The sequence below is a fragment of the Mesorhizobium sp. M4B.F.Ca.ET.214.01.1.1 genome, from assembly GCF_004791545.1.
In the GTDB taxonomy this organism is placed as follows: Bacteria; Pseudomonadota; Alphaproteobacteria; order Rhizobiales; family Rhizobiaceae; genus Mesorhizobium; species Mesorhizobium abyssinicae.
Genome location: NZ_SRUX01000024.1, coordinates 17088 through 30587, shown reverse-complemented (window position 1 = coordinate 30587; position 13500 = coordinate 17088). Strand labels below are relative to the sequence as shown.

Genomic DNA, 13500 nt, shown 5'->3' with positions numbered 1-13500 from the left:
ACGGCTGAACATGCTTCCTTCGGACACCACAGGCGAGGATTTTTGCCATGCGCCGGAGTCAGTCGGACCGCTCCATGAGTTTCTGGAAGACAAGCTGCTTACCTTCGCGCACGCTGTCTTCAAGCGGCTTCGCCTTCGCCAGATGCGCGGCGATCGCGCTGGCCAGCATGCATCCCGTCCCACGCATCGATACTGTAAGGCGCGGTGTGTCGAAGCGGAGTGGGTCTTGGTTCGAGCGCAACAGAATGTCGGTCGATCGCGGTCCCGATGCATGACCGCCCTTGATCAGCAGGGCCTGTGCACCTGCGCCGAGCAATTCCTGACCCTGCCTGATCGCGCCATCCTCGTCGGTAGCGCATTCCGCCGCGACAAGAAGCGCCAGCTCGATGAGATTGGGCGTGACCAAGCGGCAAAGCGGCATCAGGTCATGCTTCATGGCCGCGACCGCGTCAGCTTCCAGCAGCGCCCGGCCTGAGGTGGAGGCCAACACCGGATCGAGTATTGCCGGCACCCGCGGATTTTCGCGCAGCACGGCCGCAACGGCAACGACGGTCTCGGCAGTCGCCAGCATGCCGATCTTGATGGCGACCACCTCGTTGGCCTGCAGCGCGGCGCGCATCTGGTCGGCCACCAGGCGTGGCGATGAGCGGTGTATTTGCGCCACGCTTTCGTGCGTCTGAACTGTCAGCGCGGTGACGGCCAGGCAGGTGCGCACGCCAAGCGAAGAGATCGTCTCGATATCGCGTGCAAGTCCGGCACCCCCGCTGGAGTCGGATCCGGCAACGACAAGGACGTGCGGTTCTTGCCTCAGCGCCATCGCTCCGTCCTTGCGATCCATTCCCGCGTGCGCGCCTCGGGATCGGCATTCAACGTGATATCGGTCACAACCGCGGCGCTGTCGGCGCCCGCGTCGAGAACGCCGTCGAGCCGGTCAGGGTTGAGGCCGCCGATGGCGACCAAGGGGATGGGCGCGACCCGGCGCTTCCACTCGCCGATCCGCTCCAGCCCTTGCGGCGCCCATTTCATCTTCTTCAGGATGGTGGGATAGACGGGGCCGAGCGCGATGTAGTGGGGCTTGGCGGCGATGGCCGTTTCCAGTTCGGCATGATCATGCGTGCTGAGCCCGAGCCTCATACCGGCTGCGCGTATCGCCGAGAGGTCTGCGGTCTGCAGATCCTCCTGGCCAAGATGGATGAAGTCGCAGCCTTCCTCGATCGCCAGTCGCCAGTGGTCGTTGACGATAAGCTGGCATTGGTGCTCGGCGCACAAGGCTTTCGCCTTGCGGATTTCGGCGCGCAGTCCGGCCTCGTCCATAGCCTTGATGCGCAACTGAACCAGCCTGACGCCGAGGGGCGCCAACCGTTCGATGCAGGCGGCGCTGTCGACGATCAGGTAGAAGGGATCGAGCTTCATACGAAAACCGCCCTGCCGAATGTCGGCGTCGACGGCATCGCGACCTCGCGCGGTTCGAGCATTCCCGAGCGGAACGCCTCATGGCCGGCTTCCACCGCCTTGCCGAATGCCCGCGCCATGCCGACCGGGTCGGCAGCCTTGGCGACCGCCGTATTCAGGAGCACCGCATCGAAGCCGAGTTCCATCACGGTCGCGGCATGTGATGGCCGGCCCAATCCCGCGTCGACGATCAGCGGGATGCCAGGGAAATGTGCGCGCATCGATCGCAGCGCCGGGATGTTGACCGGCCCCAGCGCCGAACCGATGGGCGCGCACCACGGCATCAGGACCTTGCAGCCCGCCTCAAGCAGCCGTTCGGCGACGACGAGGTCGTCGGTGGTGTAGGGGAATACCGAAAAGCCGTCCTCGCTGAGGATGCGCGCCGCCTCGACCAGGCCGAACACATCCGGCTGCAGCGTGTCGTGGTTGCCGATCACTTCCAGCTTGATCCAGTTCGTGCCGAACAGTTCGCGTGCCATCTTCGCGGTCGTGACCGCTTCCTTGACGGAATGGCAGCCGGCGGTGTTGGGCAGGATTTTCGTGCCAAGCGTGCTGATCAGCGCCCAGAATTTCTCGCCGGCCTTGCCGCCCGCCATCTCCCGCCGCAAGGAGACGGTCAGCACCGATGTGCCCGAGGCCTTAACCGCATCGGCAAGGATGGCTGGCGACGGATATTGCGCCGTTCCGAGAAGCAGGCGAGAGGGAAGCGTCGTCCCGAAAAGCTCCAGCATCGCTAGCCTCCCTGCATGGGCGAGAGGATTTCGATCCGGTCACCGTCGCTCAAATGGAATTCCGCCCGATGGGCTTTGTGCACGAGGTCGCTGTTGACGGCCGTTGCCAGCCAATCGCCCTCATAGTCGAGCGCCGCAAGCAGCGCCGCCAGGGTTGTCGCCGTGATCTCGAGCGCTTCGCCGTTGACGATCAGTTTCATGTGTAGACTCCACAGGTTCGTGCTGCCTGAAGACAATTTCGGCTGCTTGCCGTGCCACGGCGGGCGCCAGAAGAAAGCCATGACGATAGAGGCCGTTGATCCTGACGGTGTCGCCGCTCGTTTCGACGCGCGGCAGGTTGTCTGGAAAGGCCGGGCGAACGCCGACGCCGGTCTCAAGGACCTCAGCCTCGCCAAAGGCCGGATGGAGCGCGCAGGCAGAGCTTAGCAACTCCATGATCGAACGGGCTGTGATCGATCCCCCGGACTGGCTTTCGATCATCGTCGCGCCGATCATGAAACGGTGGTCGGCGCGCGGCACGATGTAGAGCGGAAAGCGCGGATGAAGCAGCCGGACCGGCCGCGACAGCGAGACGTCGGGCGCACGCAGGATCAGCATCTCGCCGCGCACGCCGCGCAGCCTGTCGTCGACAGCGGCCATTCCCGTGCAGTCGATCCGGCGATCGAAACCGGAAACCTGCCTGATATCGGCGCCGAAGCGGAATGCGACGCCCATGGCCGCGAGCCGGTCATGAAGTTTCGCCATCGCCTCGCGCGGGTCGAGGTGGGCCTCGTCGGGGAAGAGCAGTCCACGACGGAAGCTGCCGGCGAGGTCGGGCTCGAGGCGCGCGACTTGGTCTTCATCGACACGCCGGTGACCCGTCGTGCGGCTGGCGAAGCGGTCGAGCTCGCCCGCATCGCGCGGCGCGGCCACGACCAGCGTTCCGGCCCGCGTCACCTGGCCGGGCGTCGCCGCATCCCACCAGTCAGCGGCGTCGCGTCCGAGATCCAGCACCGGCTGCTCGGCGCTTTCACGCTCGCACCAGGGCGCCAGCATGCCGCCGGCGAACCACGACGCATTGCCGCCAAGGCCGTGCCTTGTCTCCGCAACCGTCACCGTCGCGCCGCGCGTGGCGAGTTCGAAGGCGGCGGTGAGGCCGGCGACGCCGGCCCCATTGACCAGCACCTTCATGACGGCTCACGCCCCTGTGGTATGAGCGGTGCGCCGGTCTCGTCCGCCGGCACGTAGAGATCGCCGCCCTCACGGTATTTCGCCGCCATCGCCGCCATGCCTTCTTTCTGTGCCTCGGCGCGGATGTCGTGGGAAATGCGCATGGAGCAGAATTTCGGCCCGCACATCGAGCAGAAATGCGCCAGCTTGTGCGCCTCCTTGGGCAAGGTCTCGTCGTGGAACGAGCGCGCCGTTTCGGGGTCGAGCGACAGGTTGAACTGGTCTTCCCAGCGGAACTCGAACCGCGCGCGGGAAAGGGCATCGTCCCTGACCTTCGCCGCAGGGTGGCCCTTGGCGAGATCCGCGGCATGGGCGGCGATCTTATAGGTGATCACGCCGGTCTTGACGTCATTGCGGTCGGGCAGGCCGAGATGTTCCTTCGGCGTGACGTAGCAGAGCATGGCCGTGCCGAACCAGCCGATCATGGCAGCACCTATGCCTGAGGTGATGTGGTCGTAGCCCGGCGCGATGTCGGTCGTCAGCGGCCCCAGCGTATAGAACGGCGCCTCGCTGCAGACGGCGAGCTGCTTGTCCATGTTCTGCTTGATCTTGTGCATCGGCACATGACCGGGCCCCTCGATCATCACCTGGCAGTCCTTGGCCCAGGCGATCTGAGTCAGCTCGCCTAGCGTTTCCAGCTCGGCGAACTGCGCGGCGTCGTTGGCGTCGGCGATCGAGCCCGGACGAAGCCCGTCGCCGAGCGAGAAGGACACGTCGTAGGCACGGCAAATGTCGCAGATCTCGGCGAAGTGTTCGTAGAGGAAGCTCTCCCGGTGATGGTGCAGGCACCATTTGGCCATGATCGAGCCACCGCGCGAGACGATCCCGGTCACCCGGTCGACGGTCAGCGGGATATAGTGCAGCCGCACGCCGGCGTGGATGGTGAAATAGTCGACGCCCTGCTCGGCCTGCTCGATCAGCGTGTCGCGATACACCTCCCATGTCAGGTCCTCGGCGATGCCGCCCACCTTTTCCAGTGCCTGGTAAAGCGGCACCGTGCCAATCGGGACTGGCGCATTGCGCACGATCCATTCGCGGATGTTGTGGATGTTGCGGCCCGTCGACAGGTCCATCACCGTGTCGGCGCCCCAGCGGATCGCCCACACCATCTTCTCGACCTCTTCGGCCATCGACGAGATGACAGCGGAGTTGCCGATATTGGCGTTGATCTTGACCAGGAAATTGCGCCCGATGATCATCGGCTCGCTCTCGGGATGATTGATGTTGGCGGGAATGATCGCCCGCCCGCGCGCCACCTCGTCGCGCACGAATTCTGGCGTCACGAAGTCGGGGATTGCCGCGCCGAAGGCTTCTCCGTCGCGCTCGAGCTTACCGCGCAGGGCCTCGCGGCCCAGATTCTCGCGGATCGCGACGAACTCCATCTCGGGCGTGATGATGCCGGCGCGCGCATAGGCAAGCTGGGTCACCGCCTTGCCGGCTTTCGCCCGCAGCGGACGATTGCGGATCGGAAATTCCGGCGTCAGGCGCTCGCCTGTCGCGAACCCGTTGTCTTCCGGACGCACATGGCGGCCGTCATAGGCTTCGACATCGCCGCGTGCTGTAACCCATTCCTGGCGAAGCCGGGCAAGGCCCTTTTCGATGTTGGTTTCGACAGCCGGGTCGGTATAGGCGCCGGATGGATCGTAAACGGTAACGGGCGGCTCGCCGGCCGTCGGATGGACGGAGATCTCGCGCATCGGCACTTTGATCTGGGGGTGGAGGCTGCCTTGCTTGTGGACCTTGCGCGAGGCGGGCAACGGCCCCGTCGACACGGTGGGGGTAAGGGCATTCATCTTGAGGCTCCTTTGCTCATGCATTGGAGACCCAGTTCTGTGCCGGAAGGATGAAAAGACGCTTTGGTCGCCCTGCCGAAACAGGACCTCGGGCATAGACTCCCGCAAAGCGCTTGCACCGTCCCTACGCCAGCATGAACTGGATCAGGTTCAACGGGTCACTGCGCCGCGAAAGCCAGCAGTATCTCAGCCCCTTGCCGGGACTCCCCTGGTGAATGCCTCAGGTTGGAGGGGCCGGCGCCGCTTTGTCAAGCCGTGTTCTGCCGGCGCGGCGGCGGGAGAGACTTGCCCTTGTGGACGGGGGGTCGGCGAAACTCAGGCGAAAGCCCAGACGTCCTCGGCCTGGAAGCCGACCTGGTAGCCAGCGGTCTTCAGTTTGACCACCACCTGGCCGATCTCGGCCGCCGGCAGCGCGCCGACTTCGATCTTGATCATGCCGGGACGGTAGCGCTTGAGGTCCAATTGGTCGAACACCATCCAGTCGGCGCCCTCGCAATCGACGAGGAAGGCGTCGATATAGGCAATGCCGTTGCGGTCGAGCAGCGTCTGCAGTGTCTCCGACGGCACCTCGATGTCCTTGAGGTGCGGCGCGAACTTGTTGAAGTTGGCGTCCGCCTCGCCCCAGGCGTTCTTGCCCGACATCAGATTGGTGTCGGTTACCGACGAGCAGCCGATGAACTCGATCGGCAGCGTGCCGTCTTCGAGCGCGGCGGCGTCAAATGTATGAACGGTGATCGTCCCCCTGGTCCGCGTCACCGCCACAGGCTCGATGATGAAGCGCCCGGTATCGGGATAGTTGGCGCGCAGGCGCTTCTGATTGTAGGGGATCGGTTCGACCAGCATCGCCCGCGCCCTTGGAATGCGATGCAGCCAGGGCGTGACGTCGTCGAATAGGGCGCCGTCGCAGGCGCCGACATTGACCATCTGGAACGGCCTGCCGCCGAAGCGTGCCATCAGCGCCGCCCGGGCGAGGAACTTCGTGCCGCGCAGCGCCGGCCCGCGATCGAGCAGCCCGGCCGGAAGGCCGAACGAGAGCGCGATGCGCGCCAGGTTGGAAACGGAACTCATTGCGTGTCTCCGGGCTTGTCTCCGCCAACGACGAGCGGCGCGGCGCGGCGTTGGCCGACCGAGGCCCACAGCGCCATCAGCGGGCCGCCCAGCAATAGGAAGGGCGGCAGCAGGTTGGGGAAATAGATGCGTGTGTCGTGGATCGGGAACACCGTGAACTTCGCCAGCACGCCGAGCACCAGCGCCGCAAGCAGGATACCGGCGCGGCGCTCGAGGCGGAAACCGGCGCGGCCAAGCGCGTACCATCCGGCCAGCGCCAGAACCGAGACGCCCACCCAACTGTTGGCGTTGATCGCACGCAGCAGCGAGACCGCGAAGGCCTTGAGGTAGGCCGCGAGCGAGAATGGTGGTTCGAAGCCGTCCATGTTGTAGTGCTGCTCGATCGTGGAGAACCACAGATGCGGCCACCAGCCGGGATGCTGGGCCCAGTGCGAGATGGCGAAATAGGCAATGAAGGAGGCGGCAAAGCCCGCCAACGCACCCCAGGCCTTTTGCCGGAAGACGATGATCAGCACAGCGAAGATCGCCAGGAAGACGATGTTGTCCGGCCGCGCCATGAAGGCGAGGAACAGCAGGATCGCGGTCGCCGCCTCGCGTCTGCGCACATAGGCGAACAGGCCGCCGAGGAACAGCGCCGCGCAAAGGAGGTCTGGCGTCGAGGCGCGCGCCGCATCGCCGAAATCGGCCATGATCAGCACCGCGCCGACTATCGGAGCCAGGGCCAGCGCGCCTTCCGAACGCAGCCAGATGAGCGTGATGCCGCCGAACAGCAGCACCGAGACCACGGAGACTAGCCGCATAGCCTCGACCGGCGACACGACATGGCTGAGGCCGGACAGGATCTCGGCATAGAGGAACTTGATCCGGTACATGCCGAGCAGCGAATGGAAGTCGGCGGCATTTTCCGCCATATGGCTGCGGTAGCCGCCGCCATCGTCGGTCAGCGTCTTGTAGTCGGCGGCCGAGACGCCCGCCTTAACCGTGCTGTAGGCATAGTCGTGCAGGACCTGCGGATCGGGATAGGTGCCTTCCTCGGCGACCGCCAGATAGGGCAGCATATCCCAGTTGGCGTCGGGCATGATCCAGGCCGTTGCCGCCGTCAAAAGGATGTAGAGCGAGAAAGCCGCCGCGCCGATGGGTGCCGCCAGCCGCGCATAGGTGCCCTCGCCCCAGGCGAGACCAGCCCCGGCGAACCGGTCGAGCGGATTGGTCGGGACAGTCGGCGGCCTGGTCAGCATCGTTCTGCTCAGCGCCCTCTACTTGCCGACCTGGCTTTTGACGAAATCCTTCACGATCGCCACGATGCCGCGCGACAGAAGGTTGTCGAAGGCATCGACGAAGCGGTCGACATGCTCGCGCTGGCAGATCAGCGGCGGCTCCAGCCGGATGACGTTGCGATTGTATTCGGTGAAGGCCACGAGCACGTCGTAGTCGCGCAACAGCAGCGAGCCGACGAAGCCGGACAGCGAGCCCTTCAGCTTGTCGTCGAGCACGCTGACGATCGGCCGCAGCACCATCGGCAGGGTCTGCGAGAAATCGTGGAACTCGAGCCCGATCATAAAACCCTTGCCGCGCACGTCCTTGATGATCTTCGGATACTTCTCCTTGAGCGCCTGCAGGCGCTGCAGAAGGTAGTCGCCCGTCGCGGCCGCATTGTCGATCAGGCCTTCGTCGTAGAGCACGTTGAGCCCCTCGATCGCGGTGACGCAGGCTTCGCCCATGCCGCCGAAAGTCGCCATGGCATGGATCATCGCCGTCTTCGGCGTGCCATAGGCCTTCATGTAGACGTCGCGCCTGGCGATCATGGCGCCGACCGCCGCCTTGCCGGCGCCGAGCGATTTCGCCAGCGCCGTCACGTCCGGCACGACACCGTAGTGCTCGAAAGCGTAGAAGCGGCCGGAGCGGCCATAGCCGCACTGCACCTCGTCGGCGACCCACAGCACGCCGTACTGGTCGCAAAGCGCGCGCAGCTTCTGCCAGTATTCGCCAGGCGCCTGGATGATGCCGCCGCCGCCCTGGATGGTTTCGAGCACGATGACGCCGATCTCGGGATCGCTCCTGAACAGGCGCTCGACCGCATCGATGTCGGCGAAGGGCACCCGCACCACATTGTCCGCCACCTTGAAGTCGGCGCGGTAGAGCGAACCGTCGGTGATCGCCAGCACGCCCTTGGTCTTGCCGTGGAATGAATTCTCCGCATAGACGACCTTCGGCCGCTTCGGGCCGGCGGCGCGCTCGGCAAGCTTCACCGCCGCTTCCATGGCTTCCGAACCGGACGAGCCGAGGAACACCATGTCGAGGTCGCCGGGCGAGCACTTGGCGATGTTGTGCGCAAGGGCCGCTGCATATTGCGACATGAAAGCGATGGCGATTTCCTGCCGCTTCTCCTCCTGGAATTTCTTGCGTGCTTCGAGGATGCGCGGATGGTTGTGGCCGAAGGCCAGCGAGCCGAAGCCGCCGAAGAAGTCGAGGATCTTGCGGCCGTTCTGGTCGATGTAGAACATGCCCTCGGCGCGCTCGATCTTGACCTTGTGGAAGCCGAGCAGCTTCATGAAATGCAGCTGGCCCGGATTGAGATGCGCCTTGAACAGGTCGGTGATGCGGGCGACGTCCATCGCCTTGGCCTGCTCGACGCTGATCAGCTCGGGCTTGGCGATGGTGGCGGGCGACAGCGCCGGCGCCTCGACCAGCGTGCGCGTGCCCGTGTGTTCCGGCTTGGCCATGACGGTCATCTGAAAAATCTCCCCTTCGTCGCCTTTATTCGGCAGGAACGTGTTTGGTGGCGACGGCGTGGCCGTCCTTCTTGGCGCGGTACTCGCTGTAGGCGGCGATCAGCATGTCCTCGTCGCGATATTGCGGCACCCAGCCGAGCTGGCGCTCGGCCTTGGACACGTCGAGCACGCACTCCTCGTCGGCGATCAGATACTGCTCCGGATCCATGATCGGCATGTTCATGAGGTCGAGCAGGTCGAGCGTGCGCTTGACCGCCCAGCCCGGTGTCGGGATCAGGACCGATTTCGAACCGGCATGCCGGATCAGGTCGCCGAGCAGCTTCTTCACCGGCGGCGGGTTGAGGGAGCCGAGATTATAGGCCTCGTTCGGCACGCCGGCCTTCCAGGCCGCGCGGGCAGCTTCCGCGCAGTCGAAAACAGAGATGAACTGGTAGGGATTCTTGCCCGAGCCGATCATCGGCACGGGCAAATTCCAGTCGATCAGCTTGAACAGTTTTTCCAAAATGCCGAGGCGGCCGGGGCCGATGATCAGGCGCGGCCTGAACAGCGAGATCGACATGCCGCGCTTGCGCCGTTCGGCAGCCAGCTCCTCGGTCCTCAACTTCGACAGGCCGTACTCGCCGAGCGGCGCGACCGGATGCTCCTCGGTCATCGGCATCGTCACCGTGTGCCCGTAGATCATGTCGGTCGTGTAGTGGACGAGCTTCGAGGCGCCGGCCTTGTCCATCGCCTTCATGATGTTCTCGGTGCCGTGGAAATTCACCGGGAAGAAGAAGTCGTGCCGCTTGGCGCGCACCTGGATCGGCGACAGCATCTTCGCCGACAGGTTGTAGACCATGTCCTCTCCCCTGAGCCCGACGGTCGCGACAGAGGCCGGATCGGTGACGTCACATGTGACGAAACGAGCCGAGCGATAATGCGGCAGATCGCTCTTGACGATGTCGGCGACAACGACCTCTTCGCCGTCGGCAACAAGCTTGGGGGCAAGGTGGCGGCCGACGAAACCGTCGCCGCCGAAAATCACATGTCTCATCGAACGATCTCGCTTGTGCCGATCTTGTCTTGGGTGATGGAAGCGGTCCGGTCCTCGTGCCCTCGCCCACTTTGGGCGATCAGCACCGTGCCGACGCAGATGCAGGCGATGCCAGCGACGCGCCAGCCATTGAGGTCCTCGCGGAAAACGAAATAGGCGAAGACGGCGACCGCGACATAGGCGAGGCTAAGAAATGGATAGGCGAAGCTGAGCTCGACTTTGGACAGCACATAGAGATGCGAAGCCATCGAGATGACGAAGGTGCAGAGCCCGAGGAACACCCACGGGCTGAAGACGATCTGCAGCAGCTTTAGCAGCGGATTGGTGCCCTCGAACGAAATTGGCCCGAGCGACATCATGCCTTGCTTCAGCATCAGCTGGGCCGCCGCATTGGTCATGACCGTGAAGAGAATGAAGACGATGTATTTCATTGTTGCCACCCCGCCCGCAGCGGTCCTATTACAAACCTGCAAACATTTCGTGAAGTCACGTGACTGTTTGAGTAAACCCTGGCTTTAACGCTTCTTTTACCAAGATTTATTCGAATTCTACCTATTCCGCCGCTTGCGCAGCTCCCTGCCGTTCATCCAGTTTCTTTGCCGTGCGCGCCCAGAAGTCGGACATGAAGGCGGGATCGCGCACAGCTTCCAGCCGCGGCCAGTCCGGGAAGGATGCCGCGAAGGTCTCGGCGCCCATGCGCGCGTCCTTGTATGGGTTGACCGCGCCGCCCGCCTCGATCGTAATGCGGTCGAGTTCGGCAAGCAGCCTGAGCGTCTTTTCGCCCCGGTTGGGGAAGTCGAGCGTCAGCGTGAAGCCTGGCCTCGGGAACGACAGCAGCGCCGGCGAGTGGACCTTGCCAAAACGCTTCAGCACGGTGAGAAAGGACCCCTGCCCGGCGCGCCTTGCCGCTTCCAGCAGCGCCGGCACGGCATGCCGCGCCGGCCCCTCCGGCACCACGCTCTGGTGCTGGAAAAGGCCCTTCGGTCCATAGAGCCGGTTCCAGTCGCCAACACCGTCGAGCGGAAAGAAAAAGCCCTGGTAGCCGACCTGGCGCGGCGCCGCCGATCGCCCCTTCTTCCATCGATAGGCAGCATTGAAAGCAGTCAGGAACGGCCGGTTGAGCACATTGAATGGCGGCTGCAGCGGCACCGAAAGGCGCGCGCCGGCACGGGACGCGGCATGCAAACCATGCTCGGCATGGTTGCCGGTGAACAGCAGGCCGCGCCCTCGCCCTCCGGCGAGCTGGTCGATCCAGGCGACGGCGTACTCATTGGCCTGGTCGGCCGCTTCGGTCAGCTCGAAGAATTCGCCGAGATCGCCAAAGGGCGTCGCCTTCTCGACGATGTCGAGCGAAGGCACCCGCATGAGCCGGATCGACGCCGACAGGATCAGCCCGGTCAGCCCCATGCCGCCGATGGTTGCCCGAAACAGCCGGGCATTGCTGGTCGCCGAGCAGCGATAGGTCTTGCCGTCCGAGCGCAGCAGCGTCAGCGATTCGACATGGCAGCCGAAGGTGCCGCGCCGGTGATGGTTCTTGCCGTGGACGTCGTTGGCGATTGCCCCGCCGAGCGTCACGAACTGCGTGCCGGGAACCACCGCCGGGAAAAAGCCGTGGGGTGCGGCGTGGGCGATGATGTCGCACAACAGAACGCCGGCATCCGCCTCCAGCACACCCGTCTCGGCGTTGAACGCGCGGACGCGGTTGAGCGGCCGCATGTCGACCACCGAGCCGGCCTGGTTCTGGCAGGTGTCGCCATAGGAACGGCCATTGCCATAGCCGAGCAAGGAACCGTCCTTCGCCGCGCCGCTCTTCAGCAGCGCGATGGCGTCTTCCGCAGGGATCGCATGGCGCGCCGCCGGCGTGGCGCGGCCGAAACTTTGGAAACTGTAAGCGGCCATGCTCACCAGCCTCCGGCAACCAGGAACGCCGCGCCGATGGCGACGACGATCTGGCTGCGCCAGTCGCGGATGATGAAGACGACCGGATCGTCATGCATCTCGTCGCGGCGGGCGAGGATCCAGACGCGCATGGTGAGATAGAGCACGATCGGCGCCAGTGGCCAGACCAGCCACGGATGCGGATAGAGTTCGCGCACCGAGACGCTGTCCATGTAGAGCGCCAGCACCAGCGCCGAGGAGAAGGCCGAGGCCATGCCCGCCTGGGCGACGATCTCCTGGTCCTCGGTGCGGTAGCCGCGGCCGGCAATGCGCTCGCCGGCCGGGATGGCGGTGGTGCGCAATTCGACGAAGCGCTTCACCAGCGCCAACGACAGGAAGAAGAAGATCGAGAAGGCGAGCAGCCAGAACGAGACGTCGACGCCGGTCGCCGCCGCGCCCGCCAGCACCCGGATCGTGTAGAGGCCGGCGAGCGTCAGCACGTCGACCAGCAGCATGCGCTTGAACGACAGCGAATAGGCCGTGGTGACGACCATGTAGCCGCCCAGCACGCCGAGGAATTCGATCGGCAGCGCCAGTCCGGCGGCAATGCCGATGGCGATCAAGGCCACCATCGCGCCGAAGCCGAAAGGGATCGACAGCGCGCCGCTTGCGAAGGGGCGATAGCGCTTGGTCGGATGCTTGCGGTCGAGCGCGAGGTCGAAGAAGTCGTTGAGGATATAGATGGCCGAGGCCACCGCGCTGAAGGAAATGAACGCCAGCACGCATTCCCAGATCATGTCGATGTTGAAGTACTCGTGCGACAGCACCATCGGTACCGCGATCAGCGCGTTCTTCAGCCATTGATGCACGCGCAGCATCTTGACGAATGTCTTCAAGGTCGGCTTCGGCGCCGCAACCGTTTCGCCGCCATGCGCGGCCTGCCAGCGCGCCGCATGACGGTCGGGCGCCACGATGATCGCGCTACGCGCGGCGTCGAAGACCTTGAGGTCGTGCCGGCTGTTGCCGGCATAGTCGAAGCCGCCGTCGCCATAAGCGGCGACCAGCGAGTCGCGTTTCCTGCCCGAGGTCATGTTGTGCGGGCCATCGGTCGCCAGCACGCGATCGAAAATGCCGAGATGCGAAGCGATCGCCTCCGCGAACTTGCGCGGCGTGCCGGTCGCCAGCACGATCAGGCGGCCCTCGTGGTGATCGGTGCGAAGCCGCTCGAGCAGCACCTCACGATAGGGCAGCGAAGCCGGATCGATATCGATGCGGGCGGCGATCTCCTGCTTCAAGCGCGCCGGGCCGCCTGCCAGCCAGAACGGCACCATGAAGACATAGAGCGGGTTCTTCTTGAGAAGGATGAACAGGCCTTCCCACAGAAGATCGGTTGCAATCAGCGTGCCGTCGAGATCGACCGCAAGCGGAATTGCGTTCCTATCCGACCGCGCGTCCATGATTCCCTGCCTGCCTGATCCTTCGCGCCGCGTTTGGGCGTCTTCGCGACCGGTATAGCGGGGAACGGCGTAGCGAACGTTAAAACGCCCGGTTGCATCCGGTGTGTACGGTGGTATTTCCCCCGTCATTGTTAAACGACTGCTACC

The 13500-nt window shown here is 64.6% G+C and carries 13 protein-coding genes and 1 riboswitch; all 13 genes read right to left on the bottom strand.

Features of this window, described 5'->3' with window-relative positions:
- Positions 1-58: 58 nt before the first annotated feature.
- The 13 genes from EN857_RS31565 to EN857_RS31505 all read right to left on the bottom strand — a co-directional run bounded on the left by EN857_RS31565 (position 59) and on the right by EN857_RS31505 (position 13353).
- On the bottom strand, positions 59-817 hold the full coding sequence (locus tag EN857_RS31565) for a hydroxymethylpyrimidine/phosphomethylpyrimidine kinase (protein WP_127393169.1): 759 nt from the start codon (positions 815-817) through the stop codon (positions 59-61).
- Positions 808-1413 (bottom strand): thiamine phosphate synthase, encoded by a 606-nt coding sequence (locus tag EN857_RS31560; protein WP_135859618.1) that lies wholly within the window; start codon positions 1411-1413, stop codon positions 808-810. Before EN857_RS31560 ends, EN857_RS31565 begins: the two co-directional genes overlap by 10 nt.
- Positions 1410-2183 carry a thiazole synthase gene (locus EN857_RS31555; protein WP_128275380.1) on the bottom strand — a complete coding sequence of 258 codons (774 nt, stop codon included), beginning with the start codon at positions 2181-2183 and terminating at the stop codon, positions 1410-1412. The genes EN857_RS31560 and EN857_RS31555 overlap by 4 nt, the downstream gene beginning before the upstream one ends.
- Before the next feature lie 2 nt (positions 2184-2185).
- Entirely contained in the window at positions 2186-2383 is a 198-nt protein-coding gene (thiS, locus tag EN857_RS31550) for a sulfur carrier protein ThiS (RefSeq protein WP_095783628.1), read from the bottom strand.
- Positions 2304-3353, bottom strand: a complete 1050-nt coding sequence (thiO, locus tag EN857_RS31545) for a glycine oxidase ThiO (RefSeq protein WP_128346605.1) — start codon at positions 3351-3353, stop codon at positions 2304-2306. Before thiO ends, thiS begins: the two co-directional genes overlap by 80 nt.
- Entirely contained in the window at positions 3350-5185 is a 1836-nt protein-coding gene (gene thiC, locus EN857_RS31540; RefSeq protein ID WP_128346606.1) for a phosphomethylpyrimidine synthase ThiC, read from the bottom strand. The genes thiO and thiC overlap by 4 nt, the downstream gene beginning before the upstream one ends.
- Positions 5186-5288: 103 nt before the next feature.
- A riboswitch (TPP riboswitch) is annotated at positions 5289-5405 on the bottom strand.
- Between the two features lie 95 nt (positions 5406-5500).
- Complete coding sequence (locus tag EN857_RS31535) at positions 5501-6253, bottom strand: FkbM family methyltransferase (RefSeq protein ID WP_128275080.1); 753 nt, start codon at positions 6251-6253, stop codon at positions 5501-5503.
- Positions 6250-7491 (bottom strand): hypothetical protein, encoded by a 1242-nt coding sequence (locus EN857_RS31530; protein ID WP_127393024.1) that lies wholly within the window; start codon positions 7489-7491, stop codon positions 6250-6252. Before EN857_RS31530 ends, EN857_RS31535 begins: the two co-directional genes overlap by 4 nt.
- 18 nt (positions 7492-7509) lie before the next feature.
- The gene (locus EN857_RS31525; protein WP_187331316.1) at positions 7510-8976 is read right to left on the bottom strand and encodes an aspartate aminotransferase family protein; all 1467 of its coding nucleotides are present in this window, start codon (positions 8974-8976) and stop codon (positions 7510-7512) included.
- A 34-nt stretch (positions 8977-9010) separates the two neighbouring features.
- Positions 9011-10018 (bottom strand): NAD(P)-dependent oxidoreductase, encoded by a 1008-nt coding sequence (locus EN857_RS31520; RefSeq protein WP_127393026.1) that lies wholly within the window; start codon positions 10016-10018, stop codon positions 9011-9013.
- Positions 10015-10449 carry an EamA family transporter gene (locus EN857_RS31515; RefSeq protein ID WP_127283745.1) on the bottom strand — a complete coding sequence of 145 codons (435 nt, stop codon included), beginning with the start codon at positions 10447-10449 and terminating at the stop codon, positions 10015-10017. The genes EN857_RS31520 and EN857_RS31515 overlap by 4 nt, the downstream gene beginning before the upstream one ends.
- A gap of 121 nt (positions 10450-10570) precedes the next feature.
- Positions 10571-11917, bottom strand: a complete 1347-nt coding sequence (locus EN857_RS31510; protein ID WP_127283744.1) for an FAD-binding oxidoreductase — start codon at positions 11915-11917, stop codon at positions 10571-10573.
- A 2-nt stretch (positions 11918-11919) separates the two neighbouring features.
- Complete coding sequence (locus tag EN857_RS31505) at positions 11920-13353, bottom strand: UbiA family prenyltransferase (RefSeq protein WP_127393027.1); 1434 nt, start codon at positions 13351-13353, stop codon at positions 11920-11922.
- Positions 13354-13500 lie beyond the last annotated feature (147 nt).